At 64.5% G+C, this 18,621-nt stretch carries 15 protein-coding genes; 11 read left to right on the forward strand and 4 right to left on the reverse strand.

Translation table 11 applies throughout. From position 1 onward, the window contains the following. Positions 1-66 precede the first annotated feature (66 nt). Positions 67-1,713, reverse strand: a complete 1,647-nt coding sequence (locus tag B4L76_RS04655) for a Na+/H+ antiporter (RefSeq protein ID WP_296230835.1) — start codon at positions 1,711-1,713, stop codon at positions 67-69. A gap of 328 nt (positions 1,714-2,041) precedes the next feature. Here B4L76_RS04655 and B4L76_RS04660 point away from each other — a divergent pair, with 328 nt between their 5' ends. The 4 genes from B4L76_RS04660 (at position 2,042) to B4L76_RS04675 (ending at position 5,167) form a co-directional block, all read left to right on the forward strand. Further along, on the forward strand, positions 2,042-2,389 hold the full coding sequence (locus B4L76_RS04660; protein ID WP_296231073.1) for an ArsC family reductase: 348 nt from the start codon (positions 2,042-2,044) through the stop codon (positions 2,387-2,389). 31 nt (positions 2,390-2,420) lie between these two features. Further along, positions 2,421-3,455 (forward strand): 2,3,4,5-tetrahydropyridine-2,6-dicarboxylate N-succinyltransferase, encoded by a 1,035-nt coding sequence (gene dapD / locus B4L76_RS04665; protein ID WP_296230836.1) that lies wholly within the window; start codon positions 2,421-2,423, stop codon positions 3,453-3,455. A gap of 99 nt (positions 3,456-3,554) precedes the next feature. Next, positions 3,555-4,760: a cysteine desulfurase gene (locus tag B4L76_RS04670; protein ID WP_296230837.1), complete on the forward strand. Its 1,206-nt coding sequence runs from the start codon at positions 3,555-3,557 to the stop codon at positions 4,758-4,760. Continuing rightward, on the forward strand, positions 4,757-5,167 hold the full coding sequence (locus tag B4L76_RS04675; protein WP_296230839.1) for a SufE family protein: 411 nt from the start codon (positions 4,757-4,759) through the stop codon (positions 5,165-5,167). Before B4L76_RS04670 ends, B4L76_RS04675 begins: the two co-directional genes overlap by 4 nt. 41 nt (positions 5,168-5,208) lie before the next feature. On the opposite strand, the gene tcdA is transcribed toward B4L76_RS04675, so the two are convergent. Next, positions 5,209-6,018: a tRNA cyclic N6-threonylcarbamoyladenosine(37) synthase TcdA gene (gene tcdA, locus B4L76_RS04680; protein WP_296230840.1), complete on the reverse strand. Its 810-nt coding sequence runs from the start codon at positions 6,016-6,018 to the stop codon at positions 5,209-5,211. Between the two features lie 119 nt (positions 6,019-6,137). Between tcdA and B4L76_RS04685 the strand changes: the two genes are divergently transcribed. From B4L76_RS04685 to B4L76_RS04700, 4 genes are all read left to right on the forward strand, one after another. Continuing rightward, complete coding sequence (locus tag B4L76_RS04685) at positions 6,138-8,729, forward strand: glycosyltransferase (protein ID WP_296230841.1); 2,592 nt, start codon at positions 6,138-6,140, stop codon at positions 8,727-8,729. A gap of 95 nt (positions 8,730-8,824) precedes the next feature. Then, positions 8,825-9,976, forward strand: a complete 1,152-nt coding sequence (dapE, locus tag B4L76_RS04690; protein WP_296230843.1) for a succinyl-diaminopimelate desuccinylase — start codon at positions 8,825-8,827, stop codon at positions 9,974-9,976. Then, on the forward strand, positions 9,976-10,788 hold the full coding sequence (locus tag B4L76_RS04695) for a putative RNA methyltransferase (RefSeq protein WP_296230844.1): 813 nt from the start codon (positions 9,976-9,978) through the stop codon (positions 10,786-10,788). The genes dapE and B4L76_RS04695 overlap by 1 nt, the downstream gene beginning before the upstream one ends. A gap of 16 nt (positions 10,789-10,804) precedes the next feature. Next, positions 10,805-11,179 carry a hypothetical protein gene (locus B4L76_RS04700; RefSeq protein WP_296230846.1) on the forward strand — a complete coding sequence of 125 codons (375 nt, stop codon included), beginning with the start codon at positions 10,805-10,807 and terminating at the stop codon, positions 11,177-11,179. A 121-nt stretch (positions 11,180-11,300) separates the two neighbouring features. Here the strand turns inward: B4L76_RS04700 and B4L76_RS04705 are convergent, their stop codons facing one another. Further along, entirely contained in the window at positions 11,301-11,510 is a 210-nt protein-coding gene (locus B4L76_RS04705) for a cold-shock protein (RefSeq protein WP_003252255.1), read from the reverse strand. A gap of 231 nt (positions 11,511-11,741) precedes the next feature. On the opposite strand from B4L76_RS04705, the gene plsB reads away from it, so the two are divergent. The 3 genes from plsB (at position 11,742) to B4L76_RS04720 (ending at position 15,424) form a co-directional block, all read left to right on the forward strand. Further along, positions 11,742-14,228 (forward strand): glycerol-3-phosphate 1-O-acyltransferase PlsB, encoded by a 2,487-nt coding sequence (gene plsB, locus B4L76_RS04710; RefSeq protein WP_296230852.1) that lies wholly within the window; start codon positions 11,742-11,744, stop codon positions 14,226-14,228. Positions 14,229-14,305: 77 nt separating this feature from the next. Next, positions 14,306-14,704 (forward strand): YbaY family lipoprotein, encoded by a 399-nt coding sequence (locus tag B4L76_RS04715; RefSeq protein WP_296230853.1) that lies wholly within the window; start codon positions 14,306-14,308, stop codon positions 14,702-14,704. A 33-nt stretch (positions 14,705-14,737) separates the two neighbouring features. After that, a complete protein-coding gene (locus B4L76_RS04720; RefSeq protein WP_296230854.1) occupies positions 14,738-15,424 on the forward strand; it encodes a DUF4197 domain-containing protein in 687 nt (228 codons plus the stop codon). A 128-nt stretch (positions 15,425-15,552) separates the two neighbouring features. Here the strand turns inward: B4L76_RS04720 and B4L76_RS04725 are convergent, their stop codons facing one another. Beyond that, on the reverse strand, positions 15,553-18,618 hold the full coding sequence (locus B4L76_RS04725; RefSeq protein WP_296230855.1) for an efflux RND transporter permease subunit: 3,066 nt from the start codon (positions 18,616-18,618) through the stop codon (positions 15,553-15,555). Between the last annotated feature and the right edge of the window lie 3 nt (positions 18,619-18,621).

Consider the following 18,621-nt stretch of genomic DNA (forward strand, 5'->3'; position numbering starts at 1 on the left):
CATTGCATCTGAGGTTGATGGGGACCTGTGGGAGCGGGCTTGCCGCGCGAAGGGCATCAGCGAGATCTACTTGTCCGGCCCCAGGTTTGCCTCACTCATATCCAGCTCCCCCAGCACCTGCCGAACCACCTCGTCACCTACCAGATGCTGACGATGCAGGTCGTACAGCTCCAGCCGCTGCGCCCGCAGCGCACGCAGGCGCAGGCGTCGCTCCAACTGGTCCATCTGTTGCGCCAGGGCCTTGGCTTCGGCGCTGTCGTTATAGCTGTCCAGTTCATCCCGGTATTCCGCCATCAGGCGCGCCTTGAGCTCGGTGGCCAAGGTCGCCTGCGCGGCATCCTGCGGCGCATTACTGTCGATCACTTCTTCTGCCTCCAGGGCATGAATCGCCGCCTCGGCAGTACGCCGCCAGGCCTCCTGCACTTCCTGATGCAAGCGCTCGTCCGGGCTCTTGGTCACCCCGCGCAGCAGCAGCGGCAGGGCAATACAGGCGGTGATCAGCGACAGCAGGATTACCCCGGCAGCGATGAAGATCAGCAGGTCACGCTCAGGGAACACCTTGTCCGCCCCTATCAACAGCGGGATCGACATCACACCGGCCAGGGTGACTGCTCCGCGTACACCGCCCAGGGTCAGCAGCCAGCAGGAGCGCGCCGTGGGCATCAGTACCAACGCCGGCTTGCCGCGCCAGCGTCGCACCAACCCGATCGAGCGCCAGATGCTCTGCACCCAGATGAAACGCAGCAGGACCAACGCGGCAAAGATTGCCACCACATCCAGGCAACGCCAGGCGAGGGTCGGCCAGACGCTGGTTTCGTGGCTGACCACTGCCTTGATGATGTCCGGCAGCTGCAGGCCCAACAGGAGGAAGATCAGGCCGTTGAAAGCGAACTCCAGCAATGACCAGACGCTGCGGTTGAGCAAGCGGGTGCTGGTCTGCCGCGGCAGCAGGTCGAGCCAGCTCTGCATCATGCCGGCCGCTACCGCGGAGAGGATGCCCGACACGCCCAGGCGCTCGGCCAGTACGTAGGCGGCGAACGGCAGCAGCAACATGAACACCACGTGGGTAGCCGGGTCGTCCCAGCCGCGTGCGATCATCCACGCCCGCAGGCGGCCGATCAGCCAGCTCAGGGCGACACCCACGGCCAGGCCGCCCAGGGCGACCAGGACGAAACTGAAGCTGGCATCGGCCAACGAGAACACCCCGGTGATCGCCGCCGCCAGGGCAAACTTGAAGGTGACCAGGCCGGACGCATCGTTCATCAGGGCCTCGCCTTGCAACATGTGCATCAGCGGGGTGGGCAGGCGGTCCTGGGCAATGGCCGACACCGCCACGGCGTCGGTCGGCGACAATACTGCCGCCAGTGCGAAAGCCACCGGCAGCGGAATGCCAGGCAGCAACCAGTGAATGAAATAACCGGCTCCGACCACGGTGAACAACACCAGCCCCACGGCCAACGCCACCACTGGCCCACGGATGCGCCACAGCTCGCGCTTGGGAATGCGCCAACCATCGGCGAACAGCAAGGGTGGCAGGAACAGGAACAGGAACAGTTCGGGGTCCAGGGCCACATGCAGGCCCAGCGTCGGCCAGGCCAGCAAGGCACCGGCGGCAATCTGCACCAGCGGCAAGGGCAGCGGGATCATACGGCCGACCAGCTTCGACACGCTGACCAGCGTCAGCAGGATGAGGACGGTATAGGCGGACTGCATCCGGTAGGGCTTCCTTTGTGAACCAAAATCGACAGCGGGGCGAGAGAGCGCCATTGAAACAATATGTTAGCGGGGCAGCGTGCGGCGAGGCCGCTGCACGATAGTCGCAGGTGAAGGATGAATATGTAACATGATGAGACGTGGGACGCATGCGTTGAGCCTTGAGCGTCTTTGAGATCCAGCGCCGTCCGCGCGGCGCTCGATCTCACGGGCGCTACAACCCCCAAGGCATGCTCCCCGTGGCGCTCAAAGGATGGTTCCCGCATAATCCCGCGACTGACATTCGAAAACGGAGAAGTTGAGGCAGCCTGTGACCTCAATGCACACAATGACCTACACGCTCTACGGTATCAAAGCCTGCGACACCATGAAAAAAGCGCGTACCTGGCTCGACGAAAAAGCCGTCGCCTACGAATTCCACGATTACAAAACCCAAGGCATTGACCGTGACAGCCTGAACCGCTGGTGCGACGAACACGGCTGGGAAGTCATCCTCAACCGTGCCGGCACCACGTTCCGCAAGCTGGACGACGCCAGCAAGGCCGGCCTTGACCAGGCCAGGGCCGTCGAACTGATGCTGGCCCAGCCGTCGATGATCAAGCGCCCGGTGCTGGACCTTGGCACCCGCACCCTGGTCGGTTTCAAGCCCGACCTGTACGCCGCTGCCCTGGCCTGAGTCCCCACCCTATTTCGCACGAGGTAATCACATGTCCAATACCCTGTTCAGCCTGGCCTTCGGTGTCGGCACCCAGAACCGCCAGGGCGCCTGGCTGGAAGTGTTCTACGCACAACCACTGCTCAACCCGAGCGCCGAACTGGTCGCTGCCGTGGCGCCGCTGCTCGGCTATGCAGGTGGCAATCAGGCCATCGCCTTCAGCACTGCCCAGGCCGCACAACTGGCCGAGGCGGTGAAAGGCGTCGACGCCGCCCAGGCGGCGCTGCTGACCCGCCTGGCCGAGAGCCACAAGCCGCTGGTCGCCACCCTGCTGGCCGAAGACGCTGCATTGACCTCGACTCCGGAGGCATACCTCAAGCTGCACCTGCTGTCGCACCGCCTGGTCAAACCACACGGTGTGAGCCTGGCCGGTATCTTCCCGCTGCTGCCGAACGTGGCCTGGACCAACCAGGGTGCGGTCGACTTGGCCGAACTGGCCGAGCTGCAACTGGAAGCGCGCCTGAAGGGCGAGCTGCTGGAAGTATTCTCGGTGGACAAGTTCCCGAAAATGACCGACTACGTGGTCCCGGCCGGCGTGCGTATCGCCGACACCGCCCGTGTGCGCCTGGGCGCCTACATCGGCGAAGGCACCACCATCATGCACGAAGGCTTCGTCAACTTTAATGCCGGCACCGAAGGCCCGGGCATGATCGAAGGTCGTGTTTCCGCTGGCGTGTTCGTCGGCAAGGGTTCCGACCTGGGCGGCGGCTGCTCGACCATGGGCACCCTGTCCGGTGGCGGCAACATTGTCATCAAGGTTGGCGAAGGCTGCCTGATCGGCGCCAACGCCGGTATCGGTATCCCGCTGGGCGATCGCAACACCGTCGAGGCCGGCCTGTACATCACCGCTGGCACCAAGGTTAACCTGCTGGACGAGAACAACCAGCTGGTCAAAGTGGTCAAGGCCCGCGACCTGGCCGGCCAGACCGACCTGCTGTTCCGCCGCAACTCGCTGAACGGTGCGGTGGAGTGCAAGACCCACAAGTCGGCCATCGAGCTGAACGAAGCGCTGCACGCGCACAACTGAGAACCCTGCTGCCTGCAGCAGCGGATTCTCAGCGCTTGAAATGTTAAGATCGGGTCTGGCACCACGCCAGACCCGATTTTCCTTCCAGGCCCCGCGACCATGTTCCAGCCCTCCCCCTGGCGTGCCGATTTCCCCGCGATCGCCGCCCTGCAACGGCAGCACCAGACCTACCTGGACAGCGCCGCCACCACCCAGAAGCCGCAAGCCCTGCTGTATGCCCTGAGCCATTACTACGGCCATGGCGCTGCCAACGTGCACCGTGCCCAGCATTTGCCCGGCGCACTCGCGACCCAGGCTTTCGAAACCAGCCGCGACAAGGTCGCCGCCTGGCTCAATGCGGCACACTCACGGCAGATCGTCTTCACCCACGGTGCCACGTCGGCGCTGAACCTGCTGGCCTATGGCCTGGAACACCGCTTCGAGGCCGGGGACGAAATTGCCGTCAGCGCCCTGGAGCACCACGCCAACCTGCTGCCCTGGCAGCAGCTGGCGCAGCGGCACAAGCTGCGCCTGGTGGTGCTGCCGCTGGACGCCAATGGCCACATCGACCTGGACCAGGCACTGCAACTGATCGGGCCTCGAACCCGGGTACTGGCGGTAAGCCAGCTGTCCAACGTGCTGGGTACCTGGCAACCGCTGCCGGCGCTGCTGGCCCATGCCCGCGCGCAAGGCGCCCTGACCGTGGTCGACGGTGCGCAAGGGGTGGTGCATGGGCGGCATGACGTGCAGCAGCTGGGCTGCGACTTCTATGTGTTCTCCAGCCACAAGCTGTACGGCCCGGAAGGCGTCGGCGTGCTGTACGGTCGCAGCCAGGCGCTGGAATTGCTGCGCCACTGGCAGTTCGGCGGCGAGATGGTGCAACTGGCCGAGTACCAAAGCGCCAGCTTCCGCCCGGCGCCGCTGGGCTTCGAGGCCGGTACGCCACCGATCGCCGGGGTAATCGGCCTGGGCGCGACCCTGGACTACCTGGCCAGCCTCGATGCCTCGGCGGTCGAAAGCCATGAAACCAGTTTGCACCAGCAGTTGCTGCGTGGCCTGGCGGACCGGGATGGCGTGCGCGTCCTTGGCGCACCACAGGTAGCCCTGGCCAGCTTCGTCATCGAAGACATGCACAACGCCGACATCGCCCACCTGCTGACCGAGCAAGGCATTGCCGTACGTGCCGGACACCACTGTGCCATGCCACTGCTCAAGGGGTTGGGGCTGGAGGGCGCCATCCGCGTGTCGCTGGGGCTGTACAACGACAGCGATGACCTGCAGCGTTTCTTCGACGCGCTGGACCAGGGCCTGGAGCTGTTGCGATGAACCTGCCGGCACAGGCCTGTCAGGCGCTGGAGGCGTTTGCGCAAAGCAAGGGCTGGGAACAGCGTGCACGGCTGCTGATGCAGTGGGGCGACCGCCTGGAGCCCTTGGCCGAGGCGGAAAAGACCGAGGCCAACCGGGTGCATGGCTGTGAAAGCCTGGTGTGGCTGGTGGCCGAGCAAAGCGGCGGCGTGTGGCGGTTCAAGGCCAGCAGCGATGCACGTTTGCTGCGCGGGCTGTTGGCGCTGCTGCTGGTGCGGGTGCAGGGGTTGGCCAGTGCGCAGCTGGCCGCGCTTGATCTGCGTGAGTGGTTTACCCAACTGGGCCTGGAGCGCCAGCTGTCGCCGTCGCGCAGCAATGGGTTGCATGCAGTGTTGCAGCGGATGGCGGAGCTGGCATCGGCAGGCTGAACCCGAAGCCTGCCGGAGCGGCCAAGCCAACCGGAAAGGTTTTACTCAGGCTTGACCCGCTCCGACGGCCGTCGTGCACCGGCCACCAGTTTCTCAACCGCCTTGCTCGCTGCCACCATGCCGAAGGTCGCGGTCACCATCATCACCGCGCCAAAACCACCCGAGCAATCCAGGCGCACGCCTTCACCGACAAAACTCTTCTGCAGGCACACACTGCCATCCCCCTTGGGATAGCGCAGCTGCTCACTGGAAAACACGCACGGCACGCCGTAATTGCGGCTGACGTTGCGCGAGAAGTTGTAGTCGCGGCGCAGGGTGGAACGCACCCGCGAGGCCAACGGGTCGTTGAAGGTCTTGTTCAGGTCGGCGATCTGGATCTGCGTCGGGTCGATCTGCCCGCCAGCGCCACCGGTGGTGACAATGCCGATCTTGCGCCGACGGCACCAGGCGATCAGCGCGGCCTTGGCCATGACGCTGTCGATGCAGTCGATCACCCAGTCGAGGTTTTCGCTGATGTATTCGGCCATGGTGTCACGGGTGACGAAGTCGGCTACCGCATGCACTGTACAGGACGGGTTGATCGCGCGCAGGCGCTCGGCCATGACCTCGACCTTGGGCCGCCCCACCTGGCCTTCCAGGGCGTGGGCCTGGCGGTTGGTATTGCTGACGCAGACGTCGTCGAGGTCGAACAGGGTGATCTCGCCCACGCCGCTGCGGGCCAGCGCTTCGGCCGCCCACGAGCCAACCCCGCCAATACCGACCACGGCCACATGAGCCTGGCCCAGGCGCTGCAAGCCTTGGTCGCCATACAGCCGGGCAACGCCGGCGAAGCGTGGATCTTCTGTACTCATGCTCATACCCCAAAAAACCGGCGCGCATTATATGCCAACGGGCCCATGACCTGCATCGTTAGGAAAGAGGCTACCAACCCTGCTTTAATGTCCTACCACTTCGACACAAATGGACGACAATGTCTTCACGTAAATTCGGCCTGAACCTGGTCGTGGTCCTGGCCATTGCCGCGTTGTTCACCGGTTTCTGGGCACTGATCAATCGCCCGGTTTCCGCGCCTGCCTGGCCAGAGCAGATCTCTGGGTTTTCCTATTCGCCCTTCCGTCTGGGAGAAAGCCCACAAAAAGGCCAGTACCCCACAGATGACGAGATGCGCCAGGACCTGGAGCAACTGAGCAAACTGACCGACAGCATCCGTACCTATACCGTGGAAGGCACCCAGGCCGATATACCGCGGCTGGCCGAGGAGTTCGGCCTGCGGGTCACGCTGGGCATCTGGATCAGCCCGGACCTGGAACGCAACGAGCGCGAGATCGCCACCGCCATCCAGCTGGCCAACACCTCGCGCAGCGTGGTCCGGGTGGTGGTCGGCAACGAGGCGCTGTTCCGCGAGGAGGTCACCCCGGAAAACCTGGTCAAGTACCTGGACCGGGTACGGGCAGCGGTGAAGGTACCGGTGACCACCAGCGAGCAGTGGCACATCTGGAAAGAAAACCCGCAGCTGGCCAAGCACGTCGACCTGATCGCCGCGCACATCCTGCCGTACTGGGAGTTCGTGCCCATGCAGGATTCGGTCGCATTCGTCCTCGACCGGGCCCGCGAACTGAAACACCAGTTCCCGCGCAAGCCTCTGCTGCTGTCGGAAGTCGGCTGGCCGAGCAACGGCCGCATGCGCGGTGGTGCCGATGCCACCCAGGCCGACCAGGCCATCTACCTGCGCACCCTGGTCAATACCCTCAACCGTCGTGGTTACAACTACTTCGTCATCGAAGCCTATGACCAGCCGTGGAAGGCCAGCGACGAAGGCTCGGTGGGCGCCTACTGGGGCGTGTACAACGCCGAGCGCCAGCAGAAATTCAACTTCGACGGCCCGGTGGTGGCGATCCCGCAATGGCGGGCGCTGGCGGTGGCCTCGGTGGTCCTGGCCCTGATTGCGCTCACGGTGCTGTTCATCGACGGTTCTGCCCTGCGCCAGCGCGGCCGCACCTTCCTGACCTTCATCACGTTCCTGTGCGGGTCGGTCCTGGTGTGGATTGCCTACGACTACAGCCAGCAATACAGCACCTGGTTCAGCCTGACCGTGGGCGTGCTGCTGGCCCTCGGCGCGCTGGGGGTATTCATCGTCCTGCTCACCGAGGCCCACGAACTGGCCGAGGCGGTATGGATACACAAGCGTCGCCGCGAATTCCTGCCGGTGCAGGCCGACAGCGCCTACCGGCCCAAGGTGTCGGTGCATGTGCCGTGCTACAACGAGCCGCCAGAGATGGTGAAGCAGACCCTCGACGCCCTGGCCGCCCTGGACTACCCCGACTACGAAGTGCTGGTGATCGACAACAACACCAAGGACCCTGCCGTGTGGGAGCCGCTCAAGGCCCACTGCGAAAAGCTCGGCGAGCGTTTCAGGTTCTTCCACGTCGCGCCATTGGCCGGCTTCAAGGGTGGCGCGCTGAACTACCTGATTCCGCATACCGCCAAGGACGCTGAAGTGATAGCGGTGATCGACTCGGACTACTGCGTCGACCGCAACTGGCTCAAGCACATGGTGCCGCATTTTGCCGACCCGAAAATCGCCGTGGTGCAGTCGCCGCAGGACTACCGCGACCAGCACGAAAGCGCCTTCAAGAAGCTCTGCTACAGCGAGTACAAGGGCTTCTTCCACATCGGCATGGTTACCCGCAATGACCGTGACGCGATCATCCAGCACGGCACCATGACCATGACCCGGCGCAGCGTGCTGGAAGAGCTGGGCTGGGCCGAATGGTGCATCTGCGAGGACGCCGAGCTGGGCCTGCGCGTGTTCGAGAAGGGCCTGTCGGCGGCCTACGCCCACAACAGCTACGGCAAGGGCCTGATGCCCGACACCTTCATCGACTTCAAGAAGCAGCGTTTCCGCTGGGCCTATGGCGCCATCCAGATCATCAAGCACCACGCCAGCGCGCTGCTGCGCGGCAAGGGCAGCGAGCTGACCCGTGGCCAGCGCTACCACTTCCTGGCCGGCTGGCTGCCATGGATCGCCGATGGCATGAACATCTTCTTTACCGTCGGCGCGCTGCTGTGGTCGGCGGCGATGATCATCGTGCCCCACCGGGTCGACCCGCCATTGATGATCTTCGCCATCCCGCCGCTGGCGCTGTTCTTCTTCAAGGTCGGCAAGATCATCTTCCTCTACCGGCGCGCAGTGGGAGTGAACCTGAAGGACGCCTTTGCCGCGGCGCTGGCCGGGCTGGCGTTGTCGCACACCATCGCCAAGGCGGTGCTGTACGGTTTCTTCACCAGCAGCATGCCGTTCTTCCGCACGCCGAAGAACGCTGACAGCCATGGCTTGCTGGTAGCGATCTCCGAGGCCCGGGAAGAGCTGTTCATCATGTTGCTGCTGTGGGGTGCGGCGCTGGGCATCTATCTGGTGCAGGGCCTGCCGAGTTCGGACATGCGTTTCTGGGTGGCGATGTTGCTGGTGCAATCGTTGCCTTATGTGGCGGCGCTGGTAATGGCGTTCCTGTCATCGCTGCCCAAACCCGGGGAAAAGGCCGCCGAGGCGCAACAGGCTTGAGTCAATTGGGGCGCTTTGCGCCCCATTGGCCTGACGGTTTGATATAAGATAACGCCCCTCAGATTTCCTCGCCTTGCCTTGCCCCGGAGTCCCCCATGACGGCCCCAGCCGAGCTTTCGCCCACCCTTCAACTGGCCTGCGACCTGATCCGTCGTCCCTCGGTCACCCCCGTCGACGCCGACTGCCAGGCGCAAATGATGAACCGCCTGGGCGCCGTGGGCTTCCAGCTGGAACCGATGCGTATCGAGGACGTCGACAACTTCTGGGCCACCCACGGCACCCAGGACGGCCCGGTGCTGTGCTTCGCCGGCCACACCGACGTGGTGCCCACCGGCCCGGTGCAGCAATGGCAGCATGAACCGTTCAAGGCGCTGATCGACGCCGACGGCATGCTCTGCGGTCGTGGTGCCGCCGACATGAAAGGCAGCCTGGCCTCCATGGTGATTGCCAGCGAGCGCTTCGTGCAGGACTACCCGAACCACCGGGGCAAGGTCGCGTTCCTGATCACCAGCGACGAGGAAGGCCCGGCCCACCACGGCACCAAGGCGGTGGTCGAGCGCCTGAAAGCGCGCAACGAACGCCTGGACTGGTGCATCGTCGGCGAGCCGTCCAGCACCACCCTGCTCGGTGACGTGGTCAAGAACGGCCGCCGTGGCTCGCTGGGCGCCAAGCTGACCGTGCGCGGCAAGCAGGGCCACGTGGCCTACCCGCACCTGGCGCGCAACCCGATCCACCTGGCCGCCCCGGCCCTGGCCGAACTGGCTGCCGAGCACTGGGACGAGGGCAACGCGTTCTTCCCGCCGACCAGCTTCCAGATCTCCAACCTCAACGCTGGCACCGGTGCCACCAACGTGGTCCCGGGCGAACTGACCGCGCTGTTCAACTTCCGCTTCTCCACCGAGTCCACCGTCGAAGGCCTGCAGGCGCGGGTGGCGGCCATTCTCGACAAGCATCAACTGGACTGGTCGATCGACTGGGCTCTGTCGGGCCTGCCGTTCCTCACCGAACCCGGCGAGCTGCTGGACGCGGTTTCGGCCAGCATCAAGGGCGTCACCGGCCGCGATACCCAGCCGTCCACCAGCGGTGGTACTTCCGATGGCCGCTTCATCGCCACCATGGGCACCCAGGTGGTCGAGCTCGGCCCGGTCAACGCCACCATCCATCAGGTTGACGAGCGGATCCTGGCCAGCGACCTCGACCTGTTGACCGAAATCTACTACCAGACCCTGGTCCGGTTGCTCGCCTGATGCTCGCCTGCCCCCTTTGCCAGGCGCCGCTGAGCCGGCTCGACAACGGCGTGGTGTGCCCGGCCGGGCACCGCTTCGACCGCGCCCGCCAGGGTTACCTGAACCTGTTGCCGGTGCAGCACAAGAACAGCCGCGACCCGGGTGACAACCAGGCCATGGTCGAGGCTCGTCGCGATTTCCTCGATGCCGGCCACTACGCCCCGGTGGCCCGCCGCCTGGCCGAGCTGGCCGCCGAGCGCCAGCCCTCTGCCTGGCTGGACATCGGTTGCGGCGAGGGCTATTACACCGCGCAGCTCGCCCAGGCCCTGCCGACCGCCGAGGGCTATGCCCTGGACATCTCCCGCGAGGCGGTCAAGCGCGCCTGCCGCCGCGCGCCCGAAGTCACCTGGATGGTCGCCAGCATGGCCCGGGTACCACTGGCCGACGCCAGCTGCCAATTCATCGCCAGCGTATTCAGCCCGCTCGACTGGGCCGAGGCCAAGCGCCTGCTCAGCCCCGGCGGCGGCCTGATGCGAGTCGGCCCCACCAGCGGCCACCTGATGGAACTGCGCGAAGTGCTCTACGATGAGGTACGCCCTTACGCCGATGACAAGCACCTGGCGTTGGTCCCCGAAGGCATGGCCCATGCCCACAGCGAAACCCTCGAGTTTCGCCTGAGCCTGGTCGCGCCCAAGGCCCGCGCCGACCTGCTGGCCATGACCCCGCACGGCTGGCGCGCCAGTGCCGAAAGGCGTGCCCGGGTGATCGACCAGCCCGAGCCGTTCGAAGTCACCGTTTCCATGCGTTACGACTATTTCCTGCGCCAAGACTGAGCACACCGGAGCCCTTATGCGCCAACCTGATATCGAGATCTACCTGAAGGACGCCGACGTCGACCACAAGCAGATTGCCGAGTGGCTTGGCCAGGCGATCGGCCCGTGCAGCGAATGGCAGCAGAAAGGCCAGACCTTCAAATGCCAGGCCGGTAACATTCCGGTCACCTGGTTACCCAAAGCTGTAGGGAAATGGAACAGCCTTTACCTGGAAAGCGACCAGACGCCCTGGGCCGATGACGTTGCCTGCGCCCGCGCCGCTTTCGCCGCGCTGGGTGTGGAAGTGCGCTGCGCGCCCGGTGGCTGGGTGGAAGAGGACGGGGAAGAGGATGCTGACCGCTGGATCCGCATCAGTGCCGACGGTGAAGAGGAGATCACCTGGCGTACCTGAACACGGGGTATTCCTGTGGGAGCCAGGCTTGCCGGCGATGCAGGCAACACGGTACCTGGCACCGGCCTCGCCGGTAATCGCCGGCAAGCCAGCTCCCACAACAAGCCTTACAGCATGAGGCTCAGAGCCCTACTACGTCTTCGGCTTGCAGGCCTTTCTGGCCCTGCACGCAGGCGTATTCGACCCGCTGCCCTTCGACCAGGGTACGATGCCCCTCACCGCGAATCGCCCGATAGTGGACGAACACATCCGCACCACCTTCGCGCTGAATGAAGCCATAACCCTTGGCATCGTTGAACCACTTTACATTCCCAGTCTCACGAGACGACATCTGAACTACTCCGGATTTTTATTGTGAAGATCGCCTTGCAGACACGAGGCCTCCGCCACGTGCCGACGCCGCTTGCGCAAATATCCTGCAAGTGGCAGGCCGAGTATATGACACAGAACAAAAAAATTTGATGACCGTCGCGCCGTTCGGCGATTTTTGCTGAACTTGCGCGGATACGGCAGACTAATTGGCCAGATAACCACTGAACTTCACACCCAGGGCACACACCCCATGACCCGTTCCCCCCTGCGCCGCCTGATCTTCGGCGCCCTGCGTCGCCTGTTGTACCTGTGGGTGCGCTCCGAAACCATCAACCAGTCCTCCGTCACCCTCAAGCTCGACCGCAGCCGTCCGGTGTTCTATGCCCTGCCCTCGCCCGCCCTCACCGACCTGGCCGTGCTTGACCACGAATGCACCAAGGCGGGTCTGCCGCGCCCGGTGCTGCCGGTGGCGGTGGGCCCGCTGCAGGAACCGGCTGCATTCTTCTACCTGACCCCGGACCCGGACTGGCTCGGCCGCCACGACAAGCGTGGCGCGCCACCTACCCTGGAGCGCCTGATAACCGCCATCAGCCAGCATGCCGAAGAGGACGCGCAGATCATCCCGGTCAGTGTTTTCTGGGGCCAGACCCCGGCCAGTGAGTCCAGCCCGTGGAAGCTGCTGTTCGCCGACAGCTGGGCGGTAACCGGGCGCCTGCGCCGCCTGCTGACCGTGCTGGTGCTGGGGCGCAAGACCCGCGTGCAGTTCTCGGCACCAATCCACCTGCGCGAACTGGTGCAGCACAACAAGGGCCACGAACGTACCGTGCGCATGGCCCAGCGCCTGATGCGCGTGCATTTTCGCAACCTCAAGACTGCCGTCATCGGCCCGGACATCTCGCATCGACGCACGCTGGTCAAGGGCCTGATCCATGCGCCGCAGGTACGCCAGGCCATCCTCGACGAGGCGCAGCGCGAGAACCTGCCGCTGGCCAAGGCCGAAGCGCAGGCGCTGCGCTATGGCAACGAGATTGCCTCGGACTACACCTACACCGCCATCCGCTTCCTCGAAGTGGTGCTCAGCTGGTTCTGGAACAAGATCTACGACGGCATCAAGGTCAACCACATCGAGCAGGTGCAAGGCATCGCCCCTGGCAACGAAGTGATCTACGTGCCGTGCCACCGCAGCCACATCGACTATTTGCTGCTGTCGTACCTGCTGTTCCGTAATGGCCTCACCCCGCCGCACGTGGCCGCAGGCATCAACCTCAACATGCCGCTGGTAGGTAACCTGCTGCGCCGTGGCGGTGCCTTCTTCATGCGCCGTACCTTCAAGGGCAACCCGCTGTATACCGCGGTGTTCAACGAGTACCTGCACACCCTCTATACCAAGGGCTTCCCGGTGGAATACTTTGTCGAGGGTGGTCGTTCGCGTACCGGGCGCATGCTGCAACCGCGTACTGGCATGCTGGCCATCACCCTGCGCAGCTTCCTGCGCTCATCGCGCACGCCGATCGTCTTCGTGCCGGTGTACATCGGCTACGAGCGCGTGCTCGAAGGCCGGACCTACCTGGGCGAACTGCGCGGGGCCAGCAAGAAGAAGGAGTCGATCTTCGACATCTTCAAGGTGTTCGGCGCGCTCAAGCAACGCTTTGGCCAGGTCTACGTCAACTTCGGCGAACCGATCCGCCTGGCCGGTTTCCTCGATCAGCAGCAGCCGGGCTGGCGGGAACAGGACCATGGTCCGCAGTATCGTCCGGACTGGCTCAATGCCACCACCACCCGCCTGGGCGAAACCGTGGCACGCCACCTCAACGAGGCGGCGGCGATCAACCCGGTCAACCTGGTGGCCCTGGCACTGCTGTCGACCAGCCGCCTGGCCCTGGATGAACGCGCCCTGACCCGCGTGCTCGACCTGTACCTGGCGCTGCTGCGCCAGGTGCCCTACTCGCCGCACACCACCTTGCCCGAGGGCGACGGCCAGGCATTGATCGAACACGTGCGCAGCATGAGCCTGGTGGCCGAGCAGAAGGATGCCCTGGGCCGCATCCTGTATCTGGATGAAAGCAACGCGGTGCTGATGACCTATTACCGCAACAACGTGCTGCACATCTTCGCCCTGCCAGCCCTGCTGGCCAGCTTCTTCCTCAGCAGCTCACGCCTGAGCCGTGAACTCCTGGGCCAGTATGTGCATGCGCTGTACCCATACCTGCAGGGCGAACTGTTCCTGCGCTGGGCACCAGAGCAGTTGGACGAAGTGATCGACCAGTGGCTGGCCGCACTGGTCGAACAGGGCCTGCTGCGCCAGGACCAGAACCTGTACATCCGCCCCGCACCCAGCTCAAGGCAGTTCGTCTTGCTGACCCTGCTCGCCCGCAGCATCACCCAGACCCTGCAGCGCTTCTACATGGCTACCTCACTACTGCTCAACAGCGGGCAGCACAGCCTCAGCGCCGAAGCACTGGAAGACCTGTGCGTGATGATGGCTCAGCGCCTGTCGATCCTGCATGGCCTGAACGCCCCGGAATTCTTCGACAAGACGCTGTTCCGCCACTTCATCCACACCTTGCTCGAGCAGGGCGTGCTGCAGGCCGACAGCCAAGGCAAGCTGGGCTACCACGACAAGCTTGGCGAGCTGGCCGAAGGCGTGGCCAAGCGGGTGTTGTCGGCCGAACTGCGCCTGTCGATCCGTCAGGTGGCGCTGCACCGCGATGACGGCCTGGAAAGTTCGACCCTGTAAAGGGTTCGGCGGCCAGCAAAATCCGCTAAAGTCCCTGGGGTTGGCCACAAGCCAGCCCCAAGGAAAACGGAGACTCCATGAAAAAGCTCTTTATGCTGTGTTGCGCATCCCTGCTCGCAGCCTGTTCCAGCCACACCCCGCCCAGCCAGGCCAGCCTGGATGGCGAAGTCTTCTACCTGCAGCGCAGCGCGCTGCCAGCGACCGCCACCCTCAGTGTGGAGCTGCAGGATGTGTCGCTGATGGACGCCCCGGCGGTGGTGCTGGCCCGCCAGGCCGGCCCGGTCAAAGGCAACGTACCGCTGCCCTTCCACCTCGCCTACGACCCGTCCCAGGTCAAGCCCGGCCACCGCTATGCGGTCAGCGCGCGCATCGAACTGGATGGCAGGCTGCTGTTCATCAACACCGAACACCATGGCGTCAGGCTTGACGGCAATGACCCGCAGTCCGTGCGGATAAAGGTCGATCCGGTCCGCTGATACCCGTATTCATCTGTCTACAAGGAAAGCTTCATGTTCCGCACCACCCTGCGTTTTACCACCCTGTGCGCCGGCCTGCTGCTGTCGGCCAGTGCACTGGCCCTGTCGCTGGGCGACCTGAGCCAGAAAGACGCCACCGGCGGCCTGAAGGATGCCCTGACCCAAGGCGCGCAACTGGCCGTCAAGCAGCTGAGCGCCCCGGGTGGCTTCAGCAACGACCCGGACGTGCGTATCGAGCTGCCGGGCAACCTGGGCAAGGCCGCCAAGGCGATGAAGATGTTCGGCAAGGGTGAACAGGTCGAAGCCCTGGAAACCAGCATGAACAAGGCCGCCGAGGCTGCCGTGCCGCAGGCTCAGGCGATTCTGGTGGATGCCGTCAAGAACATGAGCGTGACCGATGCCAAGGGCATCCTCAGCGGTGGTGACGATTCGGCGACCCAGTACCTGAACAAGAGCAGCCGTGAGCAGATCCGCGCCAGGTTCCTGCCGATCGTCAAGCAGGCCACCGACAAGGTTGGCGTGGCCCAGCAGTACAATGCCTTCGCGGCCCAGGCCAAAGGCCTGGGGCTGGTCAAGGACGACGCCAATATCGAGAACTACGTGACCGAGAAGGCGCTGGACGGCCTGTTCGAGATGATCGCCAAGCAAGAGCAGAGCATTCGCCAGAACCCGGCTGAAGCGGCTACCAGCCTGGCCAAGAAAGTGTTTGGCGCGCTGTGATGGCCGATGGGCTGCCTTGCAGTCCATCGCGGCACAAGGCCGCTCCTGCCCACCTCCCAAGGGCAGCGCCACACCTGTAGGAGTGGCCTGGTGTCGCGAAAGGAGGGCGAAGCCCTCCCCTGCGAACTTCAGCCCTTCTTCACCCTGAACCACGCCGCATACAACGCCGGCAGGAACAGCAAGGTCAACACCGTCGCCACGATCAAGCCGCCCATGATCGCCACCGCCATTGGCCCGTAGAACACACTGCGCGACAACGGGATCATCGCCAGCACCGCCGCCAGTGCGGTCAGCACGATCGGTCTGAAACGCCGCACCGTGGCCTCGATGATCGCCTGCCAACGGTCCAGGCCCGCCGCGATGTCCTGCTCGATCTGGTCCACCAGGATCACCGAGTTGCGCATGATCATCCCGGCCAGGGCAATGGTGCCGAGCATGGCGACAAAGCCGAACGGTTGGCGGAACACCAGCAGGAACAGGGTTACGCCAATCAGCCCCAGCGGCGCGGTGAGGAACACCATCACCGTGCGCGAGAAGCTGCGCAGCTGAATCATCAGCAAGCTCAGCACCACCACCACGAACAGCGGCATGCCGGCATTCACCGACTTCTGCCCGCGCTCGGAGTCCTCCACCGTACCTCCCACCTCCAGCAGGTAGCCGTCAGGCAGGTTGGCGCGGATCTCCTTCAGGGTCGGCTCGATCTGCTTCACCAGCGTCGCCGGCTGCTGCTGGTCATAGATGTCAGCACGCACGGTCACCGTCGGCAAGCGATTGCGGTGCCAGATGATGCCTTCCTCGAAGCCGTACTCCAGGGTTGCCACTTGCGACAACGCCACGCTCTGGCCATTGTCGGTGGGCAACGCCAGGCTGCCGAGGTTGCCCAGCTCGTTGCGTTCCTGGCGGGTGCCACGCAGCAGGATCTCGATCAGTTCGTTGTCTTCGCGGTACTGGCTGACCGTGCTACCGGTCAGCGAGCTTTGCAGGAAGCCCGCCAAGTGCGCGGTAGTCACGCCCAAGGCACGCGCTCGGTCCTGGTCGATTTCCAGGAATACCGCCTTGCTCGGTTCTTCCCAATCCAGGTGCACGTTCACCACATGCGGGTTCTCGCGCACCTTGTCGGCCACTGCGCGAGCCAACGCACGGACTTTCTCGATGTGCTCGCCGGTCACCCGGAACTGTACCGGATAGCCCACGGGCGGGCCGTTTTCCAGGCGGGTGACCCGGGCGCGCAAGTCGGGGAACTGCTGGTCGACGGTGCTGATCAGCCAACTGCGCAGGCGCTCGCGGTCTTCCATCGACTTGGCCAGCACCACGAACTGGGCGAAGCTGGCCGCCGGCAGTTGCTGGTCCAGCGGCAGGTAGAAGCGCGGCGAGCCGGTACCCACGTAGGCCACGTAGTTGTCGATGCCGTCCTGTTGCTTGAGCAGTGCTTCCAGTTGCTTGACCCGCTCGGCAGTGTTGGCCAGCGAGGCACCTTCGGCCAGCTTCAGGTCAACCATCAGCTCCGGGCGCCCGGAGGCCGGGAAGAACTGCTGCGGCACGAAACGGAACAGCAGAATGCTGCCGACAAAGGCGGCCAGGGTCAGCAGGATGACGGTCTTGCGCCGCCGTACGCACCACTCCACCACCCGCCGCACGCGTTGGTAGAACGGCGTAGCGTAAGGGTCTGGCGCGTGGCCGTCCTTGCCATGCCGCGTGGCATGCAACCTGGCCAGGTCGGGCAGCAGGCGCTCGCCCAGGTAAGGCACGAATACCACGGCGGCCACCCAGGAGGTGAGCAAGGCGATGGTCACAACCTGGAAGATCGAACGGGTGTATTCACCCGTGCTGGAAGCTGCCGTGGCAATTGGCAGGAAGCCGGCCGCGGTGATCAGGGTGCCGGTGAGCATCGGGAAGGCGGTGCTGGTCCAGGCATGGCTGGCCGCCTTGAGCCGGTCATAGCCCTGCTCCATCTTGATCGCCATCATTTCCACGGCAATGATCGCGTCATCCACCAGCAGGCCCAGCGCCAGCACCAGCGCGCCAAGGGAGATCTTGTGCAGGCCGATACCGAAGTAGTGCATGGCGGCAAAGGTCATGGCCAGCACCAGCGGAATGGCCAGCGCCACCACCAGGCCGGTGCGCAGGCCCAGCGAGAAGAAGCTCACCAGCAGCACGATGACCAGCGCTTCGACCAGCACCTGGATGAATTCGCCCACACCAGCCTTGACCGCCGCCGGCTGGTCGGAAACCTTGCGCAGCTCCATGCCGGCCGGCAGGCTGCGCGCCAGGCGTTCGAACTCGGCTTCCAGAGCCTTGCCGAGCACCAGGATATCGCCACCGTCCTTCATCGACACAGCCAGGCCGATGGCATCCTCGCCCATGAAGCGCATGCGCGGTGCGGGAGGGTCGTTGAAGCCCCGGTGCACCTCGGCGACGTCACCGATACGGAAGGTACGGTCACCTACCCGGATAGGGAACTGGCGGATCTGCTCGACGCTGCCGAAACGCCCGCTCACCCGCAGTTGCAGACGCTCAGTGGGCGTTTCGAAGAAGCCGGCGGTGCTGACCGCGTTCTGCTCCTGCAGCGCCTGCTGCACGGCCTCCATCGGCACGCCGAGGGTGGCCAGCTTGAGGTTGGACAGCTCGATCCAGACCTTCTCGTCCTGCAGGCCGACCAGCTCGACCTTGCCCACGTCCTTGACCCGCTGCAGCTGGATCTGGATACGGTCGGCATAGTCCTTGAGCACGGCATAGTCGAAACCTTGCCCGGTCAGCGCATAAATGTTGCCGAAGGTGGTGCCGAACTCGTCGTTGAAGAACGGGCCCTGGATCTCCGGCGGCAGGGTGTGGCGGATGTCCGCGACCTTCTTGCGGATCTGGTACCACAGCTCGGGGATGTCCTTGGAGTGCAGCGAATCGCGGGCCATGAAGGTGACCTGCGATTCGCCGGGACGGGAGAACGAGACGATCTTTTCGTACTCGCCGGTTTCCATCAGTTTCTTCTCGATGCGCTCGGTAACCTGGCGCGACACTTCCTCAGCGCTGGCGCCCGGCCACAGGGTACGGATGACCATGGCCTTGAAGGTGAACGGCGGGTCTTCGCTCTGGCCGAGCTTGGTGTAGGACATCGCGCCAATGGCCGCCAGCAGGACCATCAGGAACAGGACGATCTGGCGGTTGCGCAGTGCCCAGGCAGAAAGGTTGAAACCCATCGG

The sequence above is a fragment of the Pseudomonas sp. UBA4617 genome, assembly GCF_002386445.1.
In the GTDB taxonomy this organism is placed as follows: domain Bacteria; phylum Pseudomonadota; class Gammaproteobacteria; order Pseudomonadales; family Pseudomonadaceae; genus Aquipseudomonas.